20 protein-coding genes are annotated in these 24,403 nt (G+C 59.3%); 10 read left to right on the top strand and 10 right to left on the bottom strand.

Annotated elements, in window-relative coordinates:
• Positions 1 to 114: 114 nt before the first annotated feature.
• Positions 115 to 2,196 (top strand): transketolase, encoded by a 2,082-nt coding sequence (gene tkt / locus BWR59_RS05710; protein WP_081564676.1) that lies wholly within the window; start codon positions 115 to 117, stop codon positions 2,194 to 2,196.
• A gap of 113 nt (positions 2,197 to 2,309) precedes the next feature.
• On the opposite strand, the gene BWR59_RS05705 is transcribed toward tkt, so the two are convergent.
• Positions 2,310 to 3,521 carry a YeeE/YedE family protein gene (locus BWR59_RS05705; protein WP_081564675.1) on the bottom strand — a complete coding sequence of 404 codons (1,212 nt, stop codon included), beginning with the start codon at positions 3,519 to 3,521 and terminating at the stop codon, positions 2,310 to 2,312.
• Positions 3,522 to 3,700: 179 nt separating this feature from the next.
• The gene (locus BWR59_RS05700; protein ID WP_081564674.1) at positions 3,701 to 5,248 is read right to left on the bottom strand and encodes a PLP-dependent aminotransferase family protein; all 1,548 of its coding nucleotides are present in this window, start codon (positions 5,246 to 5,248) and stop codon (positions 3,701 to 3,703) included.
• Between the two features lie 89 nt (positions 5,249 to 5,337).
• Here BWR59_RS05700 and BWR59_RS05695 point away from each other — a divergent pair, with 89 nt between their 5' ends.
• The 3 genes from BWR59_RS05695 to BWR59_RS05685 are packed head-to-tail and all read left to right on the top strand — an operon-like array spanning position 5,338 to position 7,108.
• Positions 5,338 to 5,976, top strand: a complete 639-nt coding sequence (locus BWR59_RS05695; protein WP_081564673.1) for an FMN-binding negative transcriptional regulator — start codon at positions 5,338 to 5,340, stop codon at positions 5,974 to 5,976.
• On the top strand, positions 5,969 to 6,415 hold the full coding sequence (locus tag BWR59_RS05690; protein ID WP_081564672.1) for a GNAT family N-acetyltransferase: 447 nt from the start codon (positions 5,969 to 5,971) through the stop codon (positions 6,413 to 6,415). Before BWR59_RS05695 ends, BWR59_RS05690 begins: the two co-directional genes overlap by 8 nt.
• 15 nt (positions 6,416 to 6,430) lie before the next feature.
• Complete coding sequence (locus tag BWR59_RS05685) at positions 6,431 to 7,108, top strand: GNAT family protein (protein WP_081564671.1); 678 nt, start codon at positions 6,431 to 6,433, stop codon at positions 7,106 to 7,108.
• Between the two features lie 147 nt (positions 7,109 to 7,255).
• Here the strand turns inward: BWR59_RS05685 and oadA are convergent, their stop codons facing one another.
• Both oadA and BWR59_RS05675 read right to left on the bottom strand, forming a co-directional pair.
• Entirely contained in the window at positions 7,256 to 9,064 is a 1,809-nt protein-coding gene (oadA, locus tag BWR59_RS05680; protein WP_081564670.1) for a sodium-extruding oxaloacetate decarboxylase subunit alpha, read from the bottom strand.
• Positions 9,065 to 9,075: 11 nt separating this feature from the next.
• Positions 9,076 to 10,491, bottom strand: a complete 1,416-nt coding sequence (locus tag BWR59_RS05675) for an acetyl-CoA carboxylase biotin carboxylase subunit (RefSeq protein WP_081564669.1) — start codon at positions 10,489 to 10,491, stop codon at positions 9,076 to 9,078.
• A 197-nt stretch (positions 10,492 to 10,688) separates the two neighbouring features.
• Here BWR59_RS05675 and BWR59_RS05670 point away from each other — a divergent pair, with 197 nt between their 5' ends.
• Positions 10,689 to 11,639: a LysR family transcriptional regulator gene (locus BWR59_RS05670; RefSeq protein WP_081564668.1), complete on the top strand. Its 951-nt coding sequence runs from the start codon at positions 10,689 to 10,691 to the stop codon at positions 11,637 to 11,639.
• Here BWR59_RS05670 and BWR59_RS05665 read toward each other — a convergent pair.
• The 3 genes from BWR59_RS05665 to BWR59_RS05655 form a co-directional block, all read right to left on the bottom strand.
• Positions 11,593 to 11,817 carry a hypothetical protein gene (locus BWR59_RS05665; protein ID WP_081564667.1) on the bottom strand — a complete coding sequence of 75 codons (225 nt, stop codon included), beginning with the start codon at positions 11,815 to 11,817 and terminating at the stop codon, positions 11,593 to 11,595. The genes BWR59_RS05670 and BWR59_RS05665 overlap by 47 nt on opposite strands.
• A gap of 197 nt (positions 11,818 to 12,014) precedes the next feature.
• Positions 12,015 to 12,881, bottom strand: a complete 867-nt coding sequence (gene hexR / locus BWR59_RS05660; protein WP_074754821.1) for a transcriptional regulator HexR — start codon at positions 12,879 to 12,881, stop codon at positions 12,015 to 12,017.
• Positions 12,882 to 13,051: 170 nt separating this feature from the next.
• On the bottom strand, positions 13,052 to 15,064 hold the full coding sequence (locus BWR59_RS05655; RefSeq protein ID WP_081564666.1) for an EAL domain-containing protein: 2,013 nt from the start codon (positions 15,062 to 15,064) through the stop codon (positions 13,052 to 13,054).
• Between the two features lie 289 nt (positions 15,065 to 15,353).
• Here BWR59_RS05655 and uvrD point away from each other — a divergent pair, with 289 nt between their 5' ends.
• From uvrD to BWR59_RS05640, 3 genes are all read left to right on the top strand, one after another.
• Complete coding sequence (gene uvrD, locus BWR59_RS05650) at positions 15,354 to 17,537, top strand: DNA helicase II (protein WP_081564665.1); 2,184 nt, start codon at positions 15,354 to 15,356, stop codon at positions 17,535 to 17,537.
• Positions 17,538 to 17,842: 305 nt separating this feature from the next.
• Positions 17,843 to 18,694, top strand: coding sequence for a Tim44 domain-containing protein (locus tag BWR59_RS05645; protein ID WP_081564664.1), 852 nt, complete (start codon positions 17,843 to 17,845; stop codon positions 18,692 to 18,694).
• A gap of 130 nt (positions 18,695 to 18,824) precedes the next feature.
• On the top strand, positions 18,825 to 19,232 hold the full coding sequence (locus BWR59_RS05640; protein ID WP_081564663.1) for an SMI1/KNR4 family protein: 408 nt from the start codon (positions 18,825 to 18,827) through the stop codon (positions 19,230 to 19,232).
• A 28-nt stretch (positions 19,233 to 19,260) separates the two neighbouring features.
• On the opposite strand, the gene BWR59_RS05635 is transcribed toward BWR59_RS05640, so the two are convergent.
• Positions 19,261 to 21,024 carry a cation:proton antiporter gene (locus BWR59_RS05635; RefSeq protein ID WP_081564662.1) on the bottom strand — a complete coding sequence of 588 codons (1,764 nt, stop codon included), beginning with the start codon at positions 21,022 to 21,024 and terminating at the stop codon, positions 19,261 to 19,263.
• A gap of 313 nt (positions 21,025 to 21,337) precedes the next feature.
• On the opposite strand from BWR59_RS05635, the gene BWR59_RS05630 reads away from it, so the two are divergent.
• Positions 21,338 to 21,823, top strand: a complete 486-nt coding sequence (locus BWR59_RS05630) for an acyl-CoA thioesterase (protein ID WP_081564661.1) — start codon at positions 21,338 to 21,340, stop codon at positions 21,821 to 21,823.
• A 170-nt stretch (positions 21,824 to 21,993) separates the two neighbouring features.
• Here the strand turns inward: BWR59_RS05630 and pdxY are convergent, their stop codons facing one another.
• The gene (gene pdxY, locus BWR59_RS05625) at positions 21,994 to 22,860 is read right to left on the bottom strand and encodes a pyridoxal kinase PdxY (protein ID WP_081564660.1); all 867 of its coding nucleotides are present in this window, start codon (positions 22,858 to 22,860) and stop codon (positions 21,994 to 21,996) included.
• Between the two features lie 134 nt (positions 22,861 to 22,994).
• On the opposite strand from pdxY, the gene BWR59_RS05620 reads away from it, so the two are divergent.
• Positions 22,995 to 23,387 carry a DUF3301 domain-containing protein gene (locus tag BWR59_RS05620; RefSeq protein ID WP_081564659.1) on the top strand — a complete coding sequence of 131 codons (393 nt, stop codon included), beginning with the start codon at positions 22,995 to 22,997 and terminating at the stop codon, positions 23,385 to 23,387.
• Positions 23,388 to 23,431: 44 nt separating this feature from the next.
• On the opposite strand, the gene BWR59_RS05615 is transcribed toward BWR59_RS05620, so the two are convergent.
• The gene (locus BWR59_RS05615) at positions 23,432 to 24,394 is read right to left on the bottom strand and encodes a CobW-like GTP-binding protein (protein WP_081564658.1); all 963 of its coding nucleotides are present in this window, start codon (positions 24,392 to 24,394) and stop codon (positions 23,432 to 23,434) included.
• Between the last annotated feature and the right edge of the window lie 9 nt (positions 24,395 to 24,403).

The raw sequence follows: 24,403 nt of genomic DNA, 5'->3' as shown, positions 1-24,403 counted from the left end.
CAGCGATAAATCGGCGGTGCTGGTCGGGTGACATAGATTTCATGGAACGAACGCGCTGCACGTGCGCTCAACACCTATCTGGATGCTTCAGCCACTCGTCACGAGGAGAAAGTAATGGGCTCGTCTTCAACATCTCACTCCATCGAAGAACACAGCGACCGCGACCAACTGACCATCAACACCATTCGCACCCTGGCGATGGATGCCGTGCAGAAAGCCAACTCCGGCCACCCCGGCACTCCAATGGCACTTGCTCCGGTCGGCTACACGCTGTGGAAAGATTTCCTGCGCTATCACCCTGAACATCCCGACTGGCCAAACCGCGACCGCTTCGTGCTGTCGGTTGGTCATGCCTCGATGTTGCTCTATTCGCTGTTGCACCTGGCGGGCGTGGTCGAGATAGACGAGCACGGCAAACGCTCCGGCAAACCGGCCGTGAGCCTTGAAGACATCAAGCAGTTTCGCCAGATGGATTCCAAGACCCCGGGACACCCGGAATACCGGATGACCACTGGCGTTGAAACCACCACCGGCCCGCTGGGTCAGGGCTGCGCCAACAGCGTTGGCATGGCGATGGCCGAGCGCTGGCTGGGAGAGCATTTCAACAAACCGGGCGCTACGCTGTTCGATTACAACGTCTACGTGCTGTGCGGCGACGGCGACATGATGGAGGGCGTGACGGCTGAAGCAGCGTCACTGGCCGGACACCTGAAGCTGTCGAATCTGTGCTGGATCTACGACAACAACACCATCAGCATCGAAGGCCATACCGAATTGGCCTACAGCGACGATCCGCTCAAACGTTTCGAAGGCTACGGCTGGAAAACCCTGCATGTAAAAGACGCCAACGACGCTGCGGCGCTGGCCAAGGCGATCCAGACTTTCCAGAAAACCGACGATGCGCCGACCCTTATCGTGGTCGACAGCGTGATCGGCTACGGCTCGCCCAACAAACACAACACGGCTTCGGCCCATGGCGAACCGCTGGGCGAAGATGAAATCAAGCTGACCAAGAAAGCCTATGGCTGGGATGAAAACAGCAGCTTTCTGGTACCGGAAGAAGCGCGCCATTACCTGCGCGACGCCCTGCTCAAGCGCAGTGGCGGTGGTTACGATGCCTGGCAGCAGACCTTCGCTCGCTTTGAAAAGGATCAACCGGCATTGGCTGATGAGCTCCAGAGAATGCGCGCCGGTGAGATGCCCGAAGGCTGGCGCAACACCGCAGTCAGTTTCGACGCCGATGCCAAAGGGATTGCCACACGAGCCTCGGGCGGCAAGGTTCTCAACGGTTTTGCCCAGCAAATACCTTGGCTCATCGGCGGATCGGCAGACCTTTCACCCTCGACCAAAACCAACCTGACGTTCGACGGCGCGGGCAGTTTCGAGTCAGATAACTACAGCGGCCGCAATCTGCATTTCGGTATTCGTGAGCACGCCATGGGCTCGATTGCCAACGGCCTGGCGCTGTCCTACATCCGTCCGTACACCTCGACCTTCCTGGTGTTCAGCGACTACATGAAGCCGCCGATTCGCCTGGCGTCGATCATGGAATTGCCGGTGATCTTTGTCTTCACCCATGACTCGATTGGCGTGGGTGAAGACGGCCCGACCCACCAGCCTATCGAGCAGCTGACGCAACTTCGTGCCACACCTGGCTTGCTGACGTTGCGTCCGGGTGACGCCAACGAGACCGCCGAAGCCTGGAAGGTCGCGCTTGCGCAGACTCATCGGCCGAGCTGCCTGGTCTTGTCCCGCCAGCCGATGCCGACCCTGGATCGTTCGAAATATGCCAGTGCCGAGAACGTCGCCAAAGGTGCTTACGTGCTGGCCGATGCGATTAAGGGCAAAGTCGATGTGATCCTGATTGCCACCGGTAGCGAGGTGGGCATGACCGTCGAGGCGTTCGAAAAACTCAAGGCTGACGGAGTTGCCGCACGCGTGGTGTCGATGCCGAGTTGGGAGTTGTTCGAAGATCAGGACAAGGCCTATCGCGACAGCGTGCTACCGCCGAGCGTGACCGCCCGCGTGGTGGTGGAACAGGCCGGGCCGGTCGGCTGGGACCGGTATGTCGGGCAGAGCGGGGCGAAGATCGTCATGAACACCTTCGGCGCGTCGGCCCCGATCGACAAGCTGCAGGCGAAGTTCGGGTTCACCACTGACAACATCGTCAAGGTGGCCAAGAAACAGCTGAAGTAATACCGATCGGTGGACCATCCCCTGTAGCAGTCTGGCTTGCCGGCAGTAGCGATACTGCAAACGCCACCGCCCGGAGAGCCGGACCGCTACAGACCGATTGCGTCAGCTTCTGATCAGCAACCAGTCAGCACAACCGGGCGCCGCTCCCCTTCAAAGAAAAACGGCCGAATGCGTACGCCCACTGCGTTACCGGCGAACGCTGCGATCAGCCACAGCCAGCCATGCAGGCTGCCCGACGCGATACCGCTGAAGTACGCACCAATGTTGCAGCCATACGCCAGACGCGAACCGTAGCCCAGCAGCAGGCCGCCAATCACTGCAGCCACCAGCGAACGGGTCGGAATCTTCAGGCTTGGCGAGAAACGTCCTGCAAGGCCTGCCGCCACTGCGGCACCGAGCATGATGCCGATGTCCATGACGGTGGTGATGTCTTCCCACACGGGCGCGGCGAGTGCCTTGGCGTTCGCAGGCATCTGCCAGAACACCCAGCTGCCGACATCCACGCCCATACTGCTGGCCACTTTAGCGCCCCACAAGGCGAACGCCGAGGTGATGCCCCATGGACGGCCCGCCAGCGCCAAGGTCGCGTAGTTGAGCAATGCCAGCGCGATGGCACCCCACACCAGAGGCCACGGACCACGCAGGAAACGGCGCAGGCCGACGTGCTCGCTGGTGACAGCCGCTTCCAGCTCGCCATGACGTCGCTTTTCCAGCTTGATCGTGACCAGCGCAATCACGGCGAACAGCGCCAGACTCATGATCAGCGCGGGCATCACGCCAAAGACCTTGACGATGGAGGTAGCCGGAAACGACGGCAGCGAGAACCACCAGTCCGCATGATGGGTCGCAACCACCGAGCCGATGATGAAGAACAGCAACGTGACCAGCATCCGCGCGTTGCCACCGCCTACGGTGAACAACGTGCCCGAAGCACAACCGCCGCCCATCTGCATGCCGATGCCGAAAATGAACGCGCCGAATACAACGGAAACACCCGCTGGCGCGACCAGACCGGTCACCGGATTCCCAAACAGGGTGCCCGCACCCAGAGCCGGAAAGAACAGAACCACGGCAATTGCCAGCATCACCATCTGCGCGCGAAGACCGGCGCCGCGACGTTCGTTGATGAACACCCGCCAGGCCGACGTGAAACCAAAGGCTGCGTGGTACAGGGTCAGCCCAAGCGCCGCGCCGACGATCAGCAGCAACACCTGTTTACCGCTCACGGCGGACTGAAGGAAAAGTGCGCCAACCACCAGCAGAATGAAGGCGATCAGCGGCGTGCCGAACTTGCGTTCCGGCGTCGCAGAAAGAGGAAGGCTCATGAAGGTATCTCGGGGAATAGTTACGTTGGGCGCGAGTATACCCCCGTAAATGCTGAGCATTAAGGGTTGCCGGACAGTGAACCACTTGTAGCATCACGGCTTGCCGGCGGTGGCGTTCTCAAAGCCCTCACCGCTGGCAAGCGGGACTGCTACATCGCTCCGGTCGAGAGGCCGTTTTATCAATCTCGCCAAATCCGGCGCAGCCTATCCAGCGCCGATGCGATATCAGCTTCCGGTACCGCCGCAAATCCCAGCACCAGCCCTGCCCGGTTATCCACAGGCATATCGGATTCGGGAAGCCAATACTCGCTCAGCGGGGCAACCTCGACACCTACGCTTTCGGCTTTGACGACCAACTCACGTTCTCGCTCGAGACAGTCGACCGCCACTGACACATGTAAACCCGCCAGTGGTTTAGGCATCGGGCTGCACCCGCGCAGACCCTCCGGCCAGCCTGCCAACAGCGCATCACGCCGATTCAGCGCAGCCCGCCGCATACGACGGATATGGCGCTGAAAATGCCCTGCGGCGATAAACTCAGCCATCACAGCTTGCGTGCCAATTTCCGAGTGGCGCATGTCCACCGCTCGCCGCTGGCTGAATGGCGTGACCAGGTTATGCGGCAACACCAGATACCCCAGACGCAGCGCCGGAAACGCAACCTTGGCGAAGGTACCTACATAGAGCACGCGGCCATGCCGGTCCAGCGCGGCCAGAGGCGCAAGGGGAGCACCGCTGTAGCGGTATTCGCCGTCGTAGTCGTCTTCGACGATCCAGCCTCGGGTGCGCTCGGCCCACGTGAGCAGTTCAAGACGCCGCGCCAAGGTCATGGTCACGCCCAAGGGGTATTGGTGCGAAGGCGTGACATAGGCCAACTTGCAATCGCTACCGCCCAGATCCGGACATCGCATACCCTGCGCATCCACCGGCATGCCACGCAACTTCGCCCCCGCCACGGCAAAGGCATGGCCGGCTGCGCGATACCCCGGATTTTCAACCGCCACTCCATCACCGGCATCCAATAGCAACTGTGCACAAAGGGTAATCGCCTGCTGCGCGCCACTGGTGATCACTATTTGTTCAGGTGCGCAGTGCATGTCACGGGATGTTCTTAAATATGCAGCAATGAGTTCACGAAGCCGCCACTCGCCCGCAGGATCTCCATACCCCAACTGATGCAACCCCGGCTTACGCCAGAAAGCCGCGTGCAGCTTGCCCCAGACGTCAAAAGGAAAGAGATCGAATGCCGGAACCCCCACTCGAAAAGCTCTGGGCAAGCCGGTTTTGTGCGCCCCCAAATGATGGCGCTGGAGCAGTTCCAACGATGCACTGTGGATAACTTTACTGGATGGATCACCAGCATCAAGCAGCGATTTTGTGGATAAACCTGTTGATAAGCCTGGTGATAACCCTGTGGACAGTTTTGTGGATACTTTTTCCGAAGCGACTGATTTTTTCGGAAGTTGTGCCACGTAAGTACCGTCGCCAATTCGTCCCTCGGTAAAGCCTTCGGCGTAGAGTTGGTCGTATGCGCGCATCACGCTGTTGCGAGAGATCGACAGAGAGAGCGCCAGATCGCGACTCGCTGGCAAGCGGGTGCCACTGCCCAGCCGCCCGTCCAATATTCGCTGGCGTAACACCTGATAAAGCTGCCGACTCAAGCCGTGGCGCCGGTCAAGCTCGATGCCGGCAAAGTCGAATGTCAGGGATGGCGTGGCGACAGGCATCAGATTGGCCCTATGAAATTGACCATTAATGGTTCTTACAACAGACCAATAGGCTGCCTAGGATTGACCCAGTCGCCAAGGAAAATCTCATGTACACACCCAGCTATTTCAAAGATGAGGATATCGCCAGCCTGCACCGGCAAATCGATGGCACCCGCCTGGCAACCCTGGTCACATTTGACGAAAGCGGGTTGCTGGCCAGCCACGTGCCGCTGCTGCTGAACCCCGATGAAGGGCCGAACGGCACGCTTTACGGACACTTGGCCAAGGCCAACCCTCAGTGGAAGACGCTGGGGGCCAGGGAAGCGCTGGTGATTTTCCAGGGACCGGACGCCTACATCAGCCCCTCCTTTTATGCCGCCAAGGCCGAGCACGGCAAAGTGGTTCCGACCTGGAACTACCTGGCGGTCCACGTCTACGGCCGCGCGCAAGTCTTTACCGATCCCCAGCGCCTCCTGCGAGTGGTCAGCGATCTGACCGACAAGCATGAGGCTCGCCGCCCAGCCCCTTGGGCCGTCAGCGATGCCCCGGATGACTACATTCAGAAGATGCTCAACGGCATCGTCGGGTTTGCCATTCCCATCGAACGCCTGGAAGGCAAGCGCAAACTCAACCAGAACCGCAGCGCCGAAGACATCACCGGCGTGAGCAAAGGCCTGGCGGCCAGCCAGAACCCAACCGATCAGGAAATTGCTCGCTTGATGAGCCAAGGAGAAACCCGTGTCTGAGATACAAATCCGCCCGGTCGCCGCTGAAGACCACGCAGCATGGCTGCCGCTGTGGAAGGCTTACCTGACCTTCTACAAGACCGAGTTGCCCGACGCCGTGACCGAAAGCACCTGGAAGCGCTTTCTCGACAGCACCGAACCCACCAACGCTGCACTCGCCTGGGAAGATGGCAAAGCAGTCGGGATGGTGCATTTCATCTTTCATCGCTCGAACTGGAGCATCAATTATTCCTGCTACCTTCAGGACTTGCTCGTGGTCCCCGATCAACGCGGCACCGGCGTGGGCCGCAAACTGATCGAGCATGTGTACGTCGCCGCCAAGCAAGGCGGCGCTGACAAGGTTCACTGGCTGACTCACGAGACCAACGCCACGGCCATTCAACTGTACGAGCGCATCGCTGAACGCCCGGGCTTCATCCAATTCCGCAAACCGCTTTAAGACTGGAATCCGAACATGTCGAACCTTGAACACTGGCAATCGGCAAAGCTGCCGGACACACGAATCTTGAATGGACGCTTCATTCGCCTGGAAAAGCTCGCCGCGGCCCGGCATGCCGAGGGTCTGTGGACCGCGCTGCAGGGCCCCACTGCTGACCCTAAACTCTGGGACTACCTCGCGGTGGGCCCATTCAACGAGCGTAGCGCCTTCGGTGACTATCTCGCCGGCCTCGAAACGTCAACCGACCCATGGTTCTACACCGTGATCGATCAGGAAACCGGTGTGCTGGACGGTTTTCTCAGCCTGATGTCCATCGTCCCGAGTCAGGGCCGCATAGAAATCGGTCACGTAACCTTTGGCGCCTCGATGCAACGGACCCCTAAAAGCACCGAAGCGGTGTACTTGCTCGCCAAGGAGTCGTTCGCGCTGGGCAATCGTCGCTTGGAATGGAAGTGCAACGCCGACAACGCGCGTTCCATGCGTGCAGCAGAGCGGTTCGGCTTCAGCTTCGAAGGCACCTTCCGCCAACACATGGTGGTAAAGGGCAAAAACCGCAACACTGCCTGGTTCTCGATTCTGGACAGCGAGTGGCCGCAGCGGGAAAAGGCTTTTGCGGCTTGGCTCGCTGCGGATAACTTCGCTGACGGGAAACAGCTCAAGACGCTGGAACAAATCCGGATCGCGACAGTTTGATGGTCGGTGCCAGTCTGGATCCGGGCATCGCTGCGCATCACTGAATCGCAGACAAAAAAAGAGGAGCCACGAGAGCTCCCCCAGAGGTAACCATCAGCCATGCCCGCGTCTGTGCGCGGGAGGCTGTTTATTTTTGAAACGTCGCGATCAGCCTTCGATCTCGACCAGAATTTCGCCCGGGTTCACGCGATCGCCTTTGGCCACGTGGATCGCCACAACCTTGCCTGCAACGGCGGCCTGAACCTCGGTTTCCATCTTCATCGCCTCGGTGATCAGCACGGCCTGACCTGCTTTGACCATATCGCCTTCCTTGACCAGCACATCGACGATATTGCCTGGCATGGTGGTGCTGACATGGCCTGGTTTGCTGGCCTGAGCGCGCTTGCCAATCCCGCCCCCGACGAATTCGTTGAGCGGCTCGAACACCACTTCTTCCGGCATGCCGTCGATGGACAGGTAGAAGTGACGCTTGCCCTCCGCCTTGACCCCGACACCGGTGATGTCAACGCGGTAGCTTTCGCCGTGAACATCGATGACGAATTCGGTTGGAACGCCCTCACCGCCCGCCTTGGCCACGGTGCCTGGCTCCGGAATCGGCAGCAGCGGTTCCGGCGACAAAGTGCCTGCCGCGCGCTCTTCAAGGAATTTGCGGCCAATGTCTGGGAACATGGCGTAAGTCAGCACGTCTTCCTCGGATTTCGCCAACGCGCCAATCTCACCGCGCAGCTTGGTCATCTCCGGCTTCAGCAAATCGGCTGGACGTACGTCGATCAGCTCTTCGTTACCGATGGCCTGACGGCGCAGTTTCTCGTCGACCTGGCCGGGCGCCTTTCCGTAACCGCCGGTGAGGTACAGCTTCACTTCGTTGGTGATGGTCTTGTAGCGCTCACCCGCCAGCACGTTAAAGAACGCCTGAGTGCCGACGATCTGCGATGTCGGGGTCACCAGAGGCGGGTAGCCCAGATCCTTGCGAACGCGCGGGATCTCGGCCAGCACTTCCCCCATGCGGTTCAGCGCGCCCTGCTCTTTGAGCTGGTTGGCGAGGTTGGAAATCATGCCGCCCGGCACCTGGTTGACCTGCACGCGAGTATCGACCGCGGTGAATTCGCTCTCGAACTGGTGGTACTTCTTACGCACAGCGTAGAAATACAGGCCGATTTCCTGCAGCAGTTCCAGATCCAGACCGGTGTCGAATTCGCTGCCCTTGAGCGCCGCGACCATCGATTCAGTGCCCGGATGGCTGGTGCCCCAGGCGAAGCTGGAGATCGCGGTATCGATGTGATCGGCGCCGTTCTCGATCGCCTTCATCTGACACATAGCAGCCAGACCGGCAGTGTCGTGGGAATGGATGAAAACCGGCAACGACTGCTCGGATTTCAGTGCCTTGACCAGTTCGCCAGTGGCGTACGGCGTCAGCAGACCAGCCATGTCCTTGATCGCGACCGAATCGCACCCCATGGCTTCCATCTGCTTGGCTTGAGCGACAAAGGCCTCGATGGTGTGCACCGGGCTTGTGGTGTATGCGATGGTGCCTTGGGCATGTTTGCCGGAAGCTTTAACGGCTTCAATGGCCACGCGCAGGTTACGCACGTCGTTCATGGCATCGAAGATACGGAACACGTCGATGCCGTTGACCGCCGCCTTGGCGACGAACGCCTTGACCACGTCATCGCTGTAATGGCGATAGCCCAACAGGTTCTGACCGCGCAGCAGCATTTGCAGGCGCGTGTTAGGCAGGGCAGCGCGCAGTTGACGCAGGCGCTCCCACGGGTCTTCTTTCAAAAACCGGACGCAGGCGTCGAAGGTTGCGCCGCCCCAACATTCCAACGACCAGTAGCCGACCTTGTCGAGCTTTTCGCAGATCGGCAGCATGTCCTCGGTGCGCATGCGGGTCGCCAGCAGCGATTGGTGAGCGTCGCGCAGGATGGTGTCAGTTACAAAAATCTTCTTGGACATTGTTGTATTCCTCACAGGCCTGCGTGGGCGGCAATGGCGGCGGCGATGGCCAGAGCCAGCTCTTCGGGTTTGCGCTTGATCGAGTAGTTGGTCAGTTCAGGGTGGCTCTCAACGAAGCTCGTGTTGAACTGGCCGCTGCGGAATTCCGGATTGCGCAGGATTTCCTGGTAATAGGCTGCGGTGGTCTTCACACCTTGCAGGCGCATGTCGTCCAGCGCACGCAGGCCACGGTCCATCGCCTCTTCCCAGGTCAGTGCCCAGACAATCAGTTTCAGGCACATCGAGTCGTAGTACGGCGGAATGGTGTAGCCGGTGTAGATCGCCGTGTCGGTACGCACGCCGGGCCCGCCGGGCGCGTAATAACGGGTGATCTTGCCGAAACTGGGCAGGAAGTTGTTCTTCGGGTCTTCGGCGTTGATACGGAACTGCAACGCAAAGCCACGGTGAATGATGTCTTCCTGTTTGACTGACAGTGGCAGGCCGGACGCGATACGAATCTGCTCGCGAACGATGTCGATACCGGTGATTTCTTCGGTAATCGTGTGCTCAACCTGCACGCGGGTGTTCATTTCCATGAAGTACACCTCGCCCTCGGCGAGCAGGAACTCCACGGTACCGGCGTTCTCGTATCCCACAGCCTTGGCCGCACGCACCGACAGGTCGCCGATGTAGGCGCGTTGCTCCGGCGTCAGCTGAGGGCTCGGGGCGATTTCGATGAGCTTCTGGTTGCGGCGCTGAATAGAACAATCGCGCTCGAACAGATGCACGACGTTGCCAAAGCTGTCACCGAGGATCTGCGCCTCGATGTGCTTGGGATTGACGATGCATTTTTCGAGAAACACTTCGGCCTTGCCGAACGCCTTGGTCGCTTCGGAAATGACGCGGGGGAATGCCTGTTCCAGCTCTTCACGGCTGTTGCAGCGACGAATGCCGCGACCACCGCCCCCGGAAGTGGCCTTGAGCATCACCGGGTAGCCGATGCGATCGCCTTCGGTCAGCGCTTCGGCGATATCGGCGACGTTGCCTTCGGTACCCGGCGTAACCGGTACACCGGCCTTGATCATGCTGCGGCGAGCTTCGGTCTTGTCGCCCATCCGGCGGATCACTTCAGCAGACGGACCGATGAATTTGATCCCACGCTCAGCGCAGATCTCGGCGAGTTCGGCGTTTTCCGAGAGGAAGCCATAACCGGGGTGCAATGCGTCGCAGCCGGTCTCCACGGCCAGGTTCACCAGTTTGCGCGGGTTCAGGTAACCCTCGAGCGGTTCGGAACCAATGCCATAGGCTTCATCCGCACGCTTCACATGGAGCGCGTGGCGGTCCGCGTCGGAATAGATCGCAACCGAGCGGATGCCCATTTCGGCGCAAGCGCGCACGATACGGACAGCAATCTCTCCACGGTTGGCGATCAGGATTTTTGTTATCACTGGCATTTCCTCGACCGATGAGCAGACGGACCGGAAACCCGGTCAGTACGTAGCGACATTCCGTTACTGCATGTTGCGTCGCGGCGATGGAGTCACCCTATGACGAATCAGTAATTAACAAAAATGAGTAAAAATTGGGTTAAACATAAGTAAAACCTTATAGTCACGTTTTCAGCCATTTTCGGAGCGTTTGAAAATTGCGTAAGTCATTGATGCGTATGACATTGCGTCAGCTGCGGATTTTCAATGAAGTCTGCGACCTGCGTTCCTACAGCCGTGCGGCTGAAGAAATGTCGCTCACGCAACCGGCCGTCAGCCTACAAATTCGTCAGCTCGAAGAGCTGATAGGTCAGCCGCTCTTCGAATACGTGGGCAAAAAGCTTTACCTCACGGAGGCAGCAGAAGCTCTGCAACTTGCCAGTCGGGATATTTTCGGGCGACTGGAAAATCTCGACATGCAGCTGTCGGACATGCAGGGCTCGTTGCAGGGTCAATTGAAGCTGGCAATCGAATCCAGCGCGAAGTATTTCGTTCCCCACCTGTTTGCCGCATTCAAGCGTCAATATCCCGAAGTCATGCTCAATTTGACGGTAGTTAACCGGGCGCAAGTGATTCGTCGCCTTTCGGATAACCGCGACGACCTGGTGGTGATGTCGATGGTGCCGCAGGACATGGGCCTGGAGTTTCTGCCCTTCCTGAACAACCCCATCGTGGCGGTGGCGCGACCGGATCATCCGTTGTGTCTACTGCCAAATCCCGCGCTCAAGGATCTGGAAAGCCAGACGCTGGTCATCCGCGAACCGGGCTCGGGCACACGCAAAGCCTGTGAGGAATATTTCAAGGAGAAGCGCATCCACTTCGAGCACACGCTGGAGGTGTCCTCAGCGGAGGCGCAACGTGAATGCGTGGTTGCCGGGCTGGGTGTCGCGCTGCTGACGCGACACGCGCTGAGCCTGGAACTGGCCACCGGCACGCTGAAAGAGCTGCCAGTGGCCGAGTTGCCGCTGTATCGAAGCTGGTGCGTGGTACAGGCTCGGGAGAAGCGTCTGTCGCCGGTAGCTCACGCCTTCCTGGCATTCATTCGCACCGAGCGAGCGCAGATCAGCGAGTTGGTCGCGCGCTTTGATGGGCACCTTCCGAAATGCTAGCGCTCTGCCAGAAGTTGGCCGAGGCAGCATCGAGGTAGTCAGACAGCTCCTGATTCAGGCGGCGTTCTTCAGAGTAGGTTTCGATCGCACGCCGAAACGCCATGCGGCGCTGATCTTCCTGCTGACGGCGGGTCTTGGCGGTGCTGTGCTGGAGTGAGTCATCGTAGTGCCGAGGCATATCCTGTCTCCCATTGCGTGTGCGGGAGTACAGAGTGGCCTCGAGGCATGACGATCAGGTGGCGCGAGGGTTACAAGTTGGTGAAAGCTGGTGCCGTTCACTCCTTGTAGCAGTCCGGCTTGTCGGCCGTAACGGACCTGAGTGCGCGTCCCCCGGCAAGCCGGGCCGCTGAATAAAAAGCAGCGAGGGCGAAATGCTCAATCCTCAGCCGACTTGATCGACTTGGGCGACAGACGCAGGCTGCGCAAACTGCGCTTCACGCTCTTGAGGTGGTTGACCAGGCTAGGACCACGCGCCATCGCTACGCCCATCGCCAGCACATCGATGACCACCAGATGCGCGATGCGCGAGGTCAGCGGCGTATAGATCTCGGTGTCTTCGTGAACATCGATTGCCAGATTGACTGTCGAAAGCTCGGCCAATGGCGTCTGGCTCGGGCACAGAGTGATCAAATTCGCGCCACTCTCACGCACAAGGTTGGCAGTGATCAGCAAATCCTTCGAACGACCGGACTGCGAAATGCACACCGCAACGTCGGTCGGCTTGAGCGTCACCGCCGACATGGCCTGCATGTGCGGGTCGGAATAAGAAGCTGCGGTCAGCAACAGACGGAAGAACTTGTGCTGGGCATCGGCAGCGACCGCGCCCGACGCGCCGAAGCCATAGAACTCGACACGATGCGCCGCGGCCATGACCGTAACAGCGGCCTGTAGGGCATGAGGATCGAGCTTCTCGCGCACTTCCATCAGCGTGTGCAGCGTGGTGTCGAAGATTTTCAGGCTGTAGTCGGCGACCGAATCGTCTTCATGAATCGCGAACTGGCCGAAACTCGCGCCCGCTGCCAGGCTCTGCGCAAGTTTGAGCTTCAGGTCCTGAAAGCCGGTGCAGCCAATGGCACGGCAGAAGCGCACGATGGTGGGCTCGCTGATACCGACGCTGTGGGCCAGATCGGCCATGGAACTGTGCATCACGGCCGCCGGATCGAGCAGCACATGGTCTGCTACCTTGAGCTCCGACTTACGCAAGAGATGGCGGGACTGGGCGATGTGCTGCAACAGATTCAATGGACAGGACTCAATTGAAGGATGGGCCGGGCTGTAGCTTTCTTGTAGTTATACTACATGACCTGCAAACCGCACAGCGAAACGATCCTGCTCTTGGCAATCGATCAGCTTTGGACGACGGGGTCGCCGTGCAGTGTAGGACTTTTCACGCGTGACTCCAGGCCACAGCTTCAATTTCGCAGGACCTCACCCATCGCACTGGCCTCAACGGGCCGACTGATCAAGTAGCCCTGCACCTCATCACAATCATGCGCCCTGAGGAAACTCAGTTGCTCGGCGTTCTCGACGCCCTCGGCAACCACTTTCAGGTCCAGGCTGTGGGCCATCGCAATTATCGCGCGCGTGATTGCGGCGTCTTCGGTGCCTTCGTTCAGACCACGAATGAACGCCTGATCGATCTTCACGTAATCCACCGGAAAACGCTTGAGGTAACTCAGCGATGAGTAACCGGTACCAAAATCGTCGATGGCCAGCTTTACACCCAGCTCGCGCAGTTGCTGGAATGTGCTGATGATGTGTTCGACGCTGTCCAGCAACTGGCTCTCGGTCAGTTCCAACTCAAGGTATTCAGGCATCAGGCCGGTTTCATCCAGAACCTGACGCACCAGGCTCACCAGTTTGCCTTGGCGCAACTGATGCACCGACAGGTTGACCGAGACACGAATTGGCAGCAGCCCGCAGCGCTGCCATTCACGAGCCTGTCGACAGGCCTGACGCAACACGAACTCGCCGATGTCGGCGATCAGTCCGGTTTCTTCCGCCAGCCCGATGAATTCGCTCGGCGGCACCATTCCCCGGGTCGGATGCCGCCAGCGCACCAGTGCCTCGGCCGAACTCAGACGCCCGCTCGCCAGCTCCAGCTTCGGCTGGTAGAACACTTCAAGCTGCCCTTCCTCGATTGCCCGGCGCAACTGGATCTCCAGTTGCAGGCGCTCGAGCGTCCGTGCCTGCAGGCTTTCGGTGTAGAACTGGAAGTTGTTGCCGCCCAGATGCTTGGCGTGTTGCATCGCCATGTTGGCCTGGGAGACTAGAGCGGCGATGTCTCGCGCCGAATCCGGCAACAGGGCGATGCCGACGGAGGCACTGACCACCAGTTCGTGTCCGGAAACACACAACGGTGAGCGCAACTTGGCCAACAAGCGAGTCGTGACCCGCGCCAGGGTGGTCAGGTTGCCGTAGCCGTCGAACAACACCGCAAACTCGTCGGCAGACAGACGTGCAACGGTGTCTGCATCCGTCAGCTCGGCGCTCAAACGGCGTCCTACCTGACGCAACAGCTGATCGGCAACATCATGCCCGAGGCTGTCGTTGAGCAATTTGAAGCGATCCAGATTGATGTGCAGCAGCGCCAGGTTTCGTCCGCCCTGACGCACACGCTGATTGGCCTCACGCAGCCGCTCGTTGAACAACAAGCGATTGGCAAGGCCCGTCAGTTCGTCGTAATGCGATAAATAGCGGGTGCGCTCTTCGTACTGTCGAGCCAGTTCGCGGTTGAGTTCTTCGCTCCGAGCCTGCGCCTGTTGCAGATGCTCGATTAACGCCAGATTCTGGAATCGCCTCGTCAGGCCCCGCTGGATCAGTCGGTTGACCTGCGCAGCCACCACGATCAGCGCCAGCAACAGGATCAGGCCCAGCCAGCCCCAGCCCCGCAACGGCACGTCGCCGCCCCAGAACAGGTAAACGATCGGCGGCAAGAGGCAAGGTACGGCGAACGTCAGAAACGCTGGAATACTCGCGGCGTAGGCCACGCTGGCGGACAGCGTGGCAGCACCGATCAACCCAAACACCCAGGCCTGCTGAACGAAGCTTTCGACCGGCACGAGCACTAAAGCCGCGCTGGACAACGTGAGGCCGCTGACACAGGCACCGGCGAGAAACATGCGCTTCCAGATCGGCTGCGCCTGACGCTCCGGGGCAGCTGCTCGAAACGCCGCCACCTGCAGCACGCGCAGGCACACCAGCGCCGACAACCAGCCGAGCCAGACACTGACCAGCACATAGCGCTCCGGGCTCCAGAGCAACCAGGCGCAGAGCAAACCATTGATGAACATGAACAGGGTCGGCAGCAACGACCCCTGATAGAGAAGGCGTGTGCGCTCGACGGCAAGCTGAGTGGCGAACTGTTTGTGAATGACACGGCGTGTCGCCACAGAGTCGGCCGGGGCTTCTGAGCTGGAGGTCATGGCGGTTCTTGTAATTAGTGAGCCTTGAACGTCAGCGGAGCATACACAAGCCACCGGACAGACCAAACAGTCAGAAAAATAAATTGCATGGACGGTCGTGGCCTGACACTGGATAGCCTGATCCAGCGCCACCCTGTAGCCTTCCGGCTGGCCGGCGGTAGCGATTTTGAGTTCGTCAACGCCGGCCAGCCGGACTGCTAAAAGTGCCAGCAGACATCGGGATGACCGATTTCACGACCGACCAGCGTTAGAGTTTGCCCACGCCACCCCAGCACCCTAGAATGCGCCGATGCGCGATGATCTCTCCCTTCTGCTTAATTCCCTCAACGATGCCCAACGTCAGGCCGTAGCCGCGTCCCTGGGTCGTCAGTTGGTCCTGGCCGGCGCTGGTTCCGGCAAAACCCGTGTGCTTGTGCATCGTATCGCCTGGCTGATGCAGGTCGAGAATGCCTCACCGCATTCGATCCTGTCGGTGACGTTCACCAACAAGGCCGCTGCAGAGATGCGTCATCGCATCGAGCAGTTGATGGGTATCAACCCGGCGGGCATGTGGGTCGGCACTTTCCACGGTCTGGCGCACCGCCTGCTGCGTGCGCACTGGCAGGAAGCCGGGCTGAGCCAGACATTCCAGATCCTCGACAGCGACGATCAGCAACGCCTGGTCAAACGCGTCATTCGAGAAATGGGCCTGGACGAACAAAAGTGGCCTGCGCGTCAGGCTCAGTGGTTCATCAATGGGCAGAAGGATGAAGGGCTGCGGCCCAAACACATCCAGGCGTCCGGCGACCTGTTCCTGAGCACCATGAAGTCGATCTACGAAAACTATGAGGCGGCTTGCCAGCGAGCGAGCGTCATCGACTTCTCGGAACTGCTGCTGCGCGCCCTGGACCTGTGGCGCGACAACAAAGGCTTGCTGGAACATTATCAGCGTCGTTTCCGGCACATCCTGGTGGACGAATTCCAGGACACCAACGCCGTGCAGTACGCCTGGCTGCAATTGCTTGCCCGGGGCGGGGACAGCCTGATGGTGGTCGGCGACGACGATCAGTCGATTTACGGCTGGCGCGGCGCGAAGATCGAGAACATCCACCAGTATTCCGATGACTTCCCGGACACCGAAACCATTCGTCTGGAGCAGAACTATCGCTCCACGGCCAGCATCCTGAAAGCCGCCAACGGCCTGATCGTCAACAACAGCGGCCGTCTGGGCAAAGAGCTGTGGACCGACGTCGGCGATGGCGAGTTGATCAGCCTGTATGCGGCCTTCAACGAACACGACGAAGCGCGCTATGTGGTGGAAACCATCGAGAGCGCGATCAAGACAGGCATGTCGCGCAGCGATATCGCCATTCTCTACCGCTCCAACGCCCAGTCGCGGGTGCTCGAAGAAGCCTTGTTGCGCGAGCGCATTCCGTATCGCATCTACGGCGGTCAGCGCTTCTTCGAACGCGCCGAGATCAAGAACGCCATGGCGTACCTGCGTCTGCTGGAAGGTCGCGGCAACGACTCGGCGCTGGAGCGCGTGATCAACGTGCCGCCGCGGGGTATCGGCGAGAAAACCGTCGAGGCCATTCGCGAGCACGCGCGCCACTCTGATGTCTCGATGTGGGAGGCCATGCGCCTGCTGGTTGCCAACAAGGGCCTGACCGGTCGCGCGGCCGGCGCGCTGGGTGCCTTTATCGAGCTGATCGAAAACCTGTCGGCCAAGGTCATGGAGATGCCCCTGCATCTGATGACCCAGACCGTCATCGAGCAGTCCGGACTGATCACTTACCATCAGGAAGAAAAAGGCGAGAAAGGCCAGGCCCGGGTAGAAAACCTTGAGGAGCTGGTGAGTGCTGCGCGCGCCTTCGAAGCGAGCGAAGATGAGCAGGACCTCACACCGCTGGCCGCCTTCCTCGGTCATGCCTCGCTTGAGGCTGGCGACACCCAGGCTGACGAGCACGAAGACAGCATTCAGCTGATGACACTGCACAGCGCCAAGGGCCTCGAATTCCCGTATGTGTTCCTGGTGGGAATGGAAGAAGGCCTGTTCCCGCACAAGATGAGCCTGGAAGAACCGGGACGTCTGGAGGAGGAGCGCCGTCTGGCATACGTCGGTATCACCCGTGCCATGCAGCATCTGGTACTGACCTACGCCGAAACCCGACGGCTGTACGGCAGCGAGACCTACAACAAGGTCTCACGCTTCGTACGCGAGGTGCCACCGAACCTGATTCAGGAAGTGCGCCTGTCCAACAGCGTCACGCGTCCTTTCGGTGGTTCCAAGACCATGGCGCCAAGCCGCCTGTTCGACGGTGAAGGGATCCCGCAGAGCCAGTTCTCCCTGGGCCAGCGAGTGCAGCACGCGGTGTTCGGCGAGGGCGTGATTCTCAACTTCGAAGGTGCCGGCGCGCAGGCCCGAGTTCAAGTGAATTTCGCTGAAGGCAGCAAATGGCTGATGCTGGGTTACGCGAAGCTGGAGCCGGTTTGAGCCGGTGTCGGTAATGTTTTGATCCCTCTGCAGCAGTCCGGCTTGCCGGCGGTAGCGATTTTGAGCTCGTCGCCGCCGGCAAGCCGGACTGCTACAAGATATTTGTGTGATGCATGATCCTTCACAGTTGCATTCCCACATCTCACCCCCATCTTTCCTACAGAACTTTCTTCATCGGCCTACAACCCAAGTAGTACAGGCGCTTTGAACATCCACGCAAAAGCCAGAAACATATGGCCGCTGGTCAGACACATTTGTCCTGTTCAATATGGCGCGCGTGCAATCCACAAACGGGAATTCCCAATATGCAACGTTTTCTAAGCATCGCTTTGGCGCTGGTCATCGGGCTCACCATGAGTCTTGATGCCAACGCCGCGCGTTTCGGTGGCGGCAAGAGCATGGGCTCGGCGCCAAGTCACCAGGCGCGTCAGACAGCCCCATCCGCTCCTGCCGCTGCACCTAACGCCGCGGGCCGCCCTGCGCCTGCTGCAGGCGGTGCTTCCAAGTGGCTGGGTCCATTGGCCGGTATCGCTGCCGGTGGCCTGCTGGCCTCCATGTTCATGGGCGGTGGTTTCCAGGGCATGCAGTTCTTCGACATCCTGATCATGGCGGTCATCGCCTTCGTGATCTTCCGCTTCATCGCGGCACGTCGACGCAAGCAGCAGCCGCAAATGGCTCCGGCTGGCGCTCCTTACCAGCGTGAAACCTTCGAGCAGCCTGCGCAGCCACAAAACTCGATGTTCGGTGGTTCGCCTGCCGCTGCAGCGCGTCCAGTGATCAATGCTCCGGCCTGGTTCAACGAAGAACGCTTCCTTGAAGCTGCCCGTACGCACTTCCAGTCGCTGCAGCAGCACTGGGATGCGAACGAAATGGACAAGATCGCCGAGTTCGTGACCCCGCAAATGCTGCAGTTCCTGAAGAAAGAACGCGCGGATCTGGGCGACGGCTTCCAGTCGACCTACATCGACAACCTGACCGTGCAACTGGACGGCCTGGATGATCGTGCCGATAGGACCATCGCTACGCTGACATTTGCCGGCGTATCGAAAACCTCGCGCTTCGATCAGGGTGAAGTGTTCAGCGAAAGCTGGAACATGGAACGCGCTCCTGGCGACAACCAGCCTTGGCTGGTGGCAGGTATTCGCCAGAACGGCTGAAACTCTTTGCCGCTTCGCTAATCCAAAACCCCGACTGTGTTCGGGGTTTTGTTTTTTAGAGTGCGCAGTTAATTTGGTGATGTCTTTGAGCTACTGTATAAACCGCGCAAATCGTTAGAGGATCCACGTCGTGGAAGAAGTCATCGAACAACTCCGTGAAGCCAATGAGCCGGTTCCCGTCCCGCTCGAGCTGCCGGACGAAGATCAGCTGGTCGAAATCGAAGAGCAGCTGTTCATCAATATCCCTTTTGTCTTCAAAGAGTTTCTGCTGACCGTCAGCGACGTGGTTTACGGCAGCCTGGAGCCGGTCACCGTGACCGACCCACAGTCCCACACCTACCTGCCGGATGTAGCAGCGAACGCTTGGGACATCGGCGTACCCCGTGAGCTGATCCCGATCTGTCAGGATGGCGAGGATTACTACTGCGTCGAGGAAGACGGCACCGTGGTGCTGTGGTCCGGTGAAGAAGAACTGGTCACCGAAGACAGCTGGGAATCGGTCTGGCACTGGGCGCGGGACGTCTGGCTGGAAAGCTGAGACCCGCGCTTTGGAGAGCCTTCAACCCCTAACGGTCTGAAGGCTCCTGATGGTTACCGAGGGTTTCCAGCAGCGCGATCTGCATCCGCGTATGCACACGGATGAACCAACGCCACAGCACAGCGGCGATCACAGCGGCCACCAGCACGATCAGCAGCAGCCATTCGCTGGTCGGCAACATGCTTGCCGACAGCAGTGCAATGAGCAGGAAGATCCCCCCCAACGACAGCAATGGGATCACCTCGGCGATCACCCGCCGCACGCGCTCGGTGTGACGTCCCGCCATTTCCGGTTTGACGCTCATTTCCGCCAGCAACATCGACAGCGCTTTGAGCTTGCGATACGCCGCGATCAGGAATGGCAGCGACAGTAGCAACGACGCTCCCCAGATCCACGCCTTCTGCTGTCCGACTTCAGTGACCCACTCGCTGAAATACTCGCCAATCCGCTCAGCGAAATAAGCCCCGCAGAAGAAGATCGCTACCACCAGCGCGAGATTTACCCCAACTTGCAGCAGGATCTTGCGGATCATCGATGCCAGAAGCGCTCCCTGGCCTTGTGGCTGAATGCTGCGTAACCATTCACCATACATGCCGAAAACCCGAGCCACGCGTTTGGGAACGATTCCTGCGAGCGAGTGCGATAACGGGTCAGCGGCACGAATCAGATAAGGCGTCAAAAGTGTGGTGATCGCCGAAACAGCCACCGCCACAGGGTAGAGAAAGTCGCTCGTGACCTGCAGCGTCATCCCGAGCGCTGCAATGATGAAGGAAAACTCACCAATTTGTGACAGCCCCATGCCCACGCGAAGTGAGGTTTTCCCGTCGTTGCCAGCGATGAACGCTCCAAGCCCACAAGACAACATCTTGCCCAGAACAACCGCTACGGTAATCACCGCAATGGGCCAGGCGTAATCCAGCAGAATCTGCGGGTCGATCAGCAGCCCGATGGCAACAAAGAAGATGGCACTGAACATGTCGCGAATGGGTTCGATCAGGTGCTCGATTTTCACCAGCTGCTTTGATTCGGCCATGATCGCCCCAATCAGGAATGCGCCGAGCACCATGCTGTATTCGAGTTTGACCACCAGCAGACAGAAGCCGAAACACAGGCCCAAAACCGTTATGAGCAGCATTTCGTCGCTTTCGAATTTCGCCACATAAGCCAGCAGACGCGGCACCAGCAGAATCCCGATCACCAACGCGACGACCATGAACAGCGAGAGCTTTCCGACAGTGGAAAAGACTTCGCCCGAACTGACCGTGCCGCTGACCGCAATCCCGGACAGCAGCGCGATGATGCCGATGCCCAGAATGTCTTCGACGATCAACACGCCGAAGATCAGCTGAGCAAAGCGCTGGTTTTTCATCTTCAGGTCATTCAGGGCCTTGACGATGATGGTGGTCGAAGAAATGGCAAGGATCGCGCCCAGAAACAGCGAATCCATGGTGCTCCAGCCGAAGAGCTGGCCAATTTCATAGCCAATCCAGATCATCAGCATGATTTCGAGAAAAGCGGCAATAAATGCCGTGGCGCCGACTTTGAACAGCTTGCGCAGGCTGAATTCCAGGCCCAGACAGAACATCAGGAAGATCACTCCCAGCTCGGCGAGGATCTTGATAGTGTCTTCGTCGTGGATCAGGCCGAATGGCGGCGTGTGAGGACCAATGATGAAGCCGGCTGCGATGTAACCCAGCACCACGGGTTGCTTGAGACGATGAAACAACACGGTGACCACGCCCGCCACTAGCATGATGACTGCCAGATCCTGAATGAAACTGATGGCATGCATGGGCGCGGACTCCTTGTGACGAACCGTGAAGGTGCGGGCTTCTACCGGAAAGACGGACGCCTGCTGTACGAAAGATCGTCAGCGGAGTCAGATAAATCTGTGCGAAACGCAGGAAATACCCCATCCAAGGGTTTTCGCAGGTTAACACCGCACAAAAGCGGATAAAGCCGGTGCAATATATGGAAACAGATAGCCATCAGGCGTGACGGCAACACGGCTGTCAGCGTCCCGATATGGTGGTTTGTATCAACGATTTGCATCGAGCACCGACACAGGTGCCAATTTTTCTGACTCAACTGACCGTGAGCACGCTATGGAACCCGGAAACGCCCAGCTGTCGATGACTGTATTGATGACCCCGGACATGGCCAACTTTTCTGGCAACGTGCACGGCGGCACCCTTCTCAAGTACCTCGACGAAGTCGCGTACGCCTGTGCGAGCCGTTACGCCGGCCGTTATGTCGTGACTCTTTCGGTGGATCAGGTGATTTTCCGCGAGCCGATTCATGTCGGCGAACTGGTGACCTTCCTGGCATCAGTGAACTACACCGGCAATACGTCCATGGAAGTTGGCATCAAGGTGGTGACGGAGAACATCCGCGAGCGCTCGGTGCGTCACACCAACAGCTGCTTCTTCACCATGGTGGCCGTGGACGACCAACGCAAACCGGCCAGCGTGCCTGCACTGGACCCGCAAACCAGCGAAGACAAACGCCGTTACGTGCAGGCGCAGCAGCGTCGTCAGCTTCGTCAGGAGCTGGAAAAGCGTTACCGCGAAATTCGGGAAGATGGGGTTTGAAGTACAACAGTCATTCGGCACCCCGTTTCAACTGAAGAGATACGAGATCCTGCAGCACGGATTGCCAGCGGTGGCGCTGCTGAGGACCATATCTGGCAAACGCCGAATCACGTGGGAGGGAGCTTGCTCCCTCCCACAGGTTCTATGCCGGCGTCAGAACAGCGTCCTGCTCAGAGACGAACCGCCTCGAACTTCACCCGCGGGTGGGCAATCCGGTCCTGTGCTCTGACCAGTTCAAGCTCGTAACTGCCACTCGCCTGAGTCTCAAGCAGCACTTCATGGACTGCCGACGCTGTGTACTCAAACGCACTGCGCAAATCCTCGCCCAGCAGCACCTTGGACAGGAACAACCCCGAGGTCAGATCGCCCACGCCGACTGGCTGACGCGGGAACGCCAGCAGCGGCCGACGCAAGTGCCAGCTTTCGTGCTCAGTCACCAGCAACATTTCAAACCCGTCTGCGGGTTTCCCCGGATAATCCAGATGTTTGACGACGATAGCCTTCGGGCCTCGAGCCAGCAGCGCGCGAGCCATGGCAAGGCAGTCGAGGAGCGAACTCGGCTTGCGTCCTGAAAAACTGTCCAGCTCCAGCTGATTCGGGCATAGGAAGTCGGCCACCGCAGCCGCTTCTTCAAGCAGGAAATCACTGACCTCCTGCGGCACGATACAGCCCTTTTCCGGATGGCCCATCACGGGGTCGCAGAGGTAAAGCGCACGCGGATTGGCGCGCTTGATCTGCGACACCGCCGTCAGAATCGCCCGCCCCTGCGCCGCACTGCCCAGATACCCCGATAGCACCGCATCGCAGTGGCCCAGTTCGCCAATCGCCGCGATACCCTCGACCAGCGCAGGAATCTGCTGCGGCGCCAACACTTCGCCCGCCCAGTGTCCATACTGAGTGTGGTTGGAGAACTGAACGGTATTCAGCGGCCAGACATTGATGCCGATACGCTGCATGGGGAACACGGCTGCGCTGTTGCCAGCGTGCCCGAAGACCACGTGTGACTGGATGGCGAGTAAATGAGGCGAGCGTTTCATGACGGGTTCCTGAGGCCGGGAAAGCACAGTAGTAGCGATGCCGGACGAAGTGAAGCGAAATTAAGCTTTCGGACTATGGCTGTCGGTCGCCCGACGCAGTTAAGCTGGACATCTTCTGTTGGAGCTCTCTTTTCATGCTGACCCTGGGCAACATATTCGTCCTGATGCTGCTGGCGACCGCTGGCGCTTGGCTGTGGCATTCCCATGGTCTGCGTGAACGGGCACTGGAGCGCGTCAAACAACATTGCGCCAAGCTCGATATCGAATTGCTCGACGGTAATGTCGCCCTGCGCCGCATCACCTTCAAGCGTGACAATGAAGGCCGCAAGCGGCTGGCGCGTGTGTACAACTTCGAATTCACGGTCACCGGCGAGCAGCGTCATCCCGGCACGATCACCATGTTCGGCGCGCACACCGCGCAGATCGAACTGGCACCCTACCCTTTCGAGATCAAGAATCCCAAGCCGACGGCCGAGATCATTCAACTGAGCGAATGGCGTCAGGAACACAACAAGTGGAAGCAGTAAGCTGCTGTGGTAGGACGGCTACCCTGCGGTAATTCTCCGAGGTCCTACGCCAAACAACCCGCGAGCTGCGCGCTCAACAAGGCTTCGTCCCGAGGCTCGGCGAAGATCAGTTCCAGACGCGAATCCTTGCGCCATTCACTTGCCGACCATGCAATCTCCCCTCCCTCCAGGGCATTGCCAGACACCCAACCCGACTCGCTGTGGATAACCAGCTTGGCCCGGCGCCAATCAAGGCGTTGCAGCCACACCTGCACTTTCGATGCGTCGAAAATGCATTCAGGATGCCAGCGCCATCCGACGCTCCAGCCATCTGCCTGACCCTGACTCAGGCAGATCGGGGTCATCGTGTCGGCCCACACTGCAGGCAACTGAGTGAGCGTTTTGGGCGCGATGAAGTTATCCACACCCTCGATGGCATGAGCATGGATGCCGGGCAGATGCTCCAGGGGTAGCGCAGCGGATTCGGTCCAGAAAACAGGCCGCTCGGGCAAAGTCCCAACGATGGTCTGTCGCGTCGATTCATCCAGCCCCGCAGACTTGTTGAGCACCAGTAAGCCAGCATCTACCAACGCATTCTGTTGGGTTACAGGCAGGGGTTTGTCGGCCGCCAAGGCTTGTGCGTCGAGCACCATCACAACAGGCTGAACGGCAAGCACTCCAACCCATGGCGCGTCTCGCAACTGCTTCATCAACTCCACAGGATGGCCGAGACCAGATGGCTCGATAAACAGCCGATCAGGCCTGGCATTGCGCAGCAACCGACCCAACCCGACCTGGAATGGCGCGCCGTTCACGCAGCACAAGCAACCGCCAGCCACTTCACCAAGTGCGATACCATCCTCGGCCGTGGTCAGCAGCGCGGCATCCAGGCCGATCAGGCCGAATTCATTGAGCAGGATCGCCCAGCGTTCGTGCGCCGGTTTTTGCGTCAACAGGTGTTTGATCAGGCTGGTCTTGCCCGCGCCCAAAGGGCCAGCAATGACATGGGTAGGAATGTTCTGCAGCATGTCCGGCCA

The sequence above is a fragment of the Pseudomonas sp. Bc-h genome (assembly GCF_002080045.1).
In the GTDB taxonomy this organism is placed as follows: domain Bacteria; phylum Pseudomonadota; class Gammaproteobacteria; order Pseudomonadales; family Pseudomonadaceae; genus Aquipseudomonas.
This window is presented reverse-complemented; position numbering and strand designations above follow the sequence as displayed.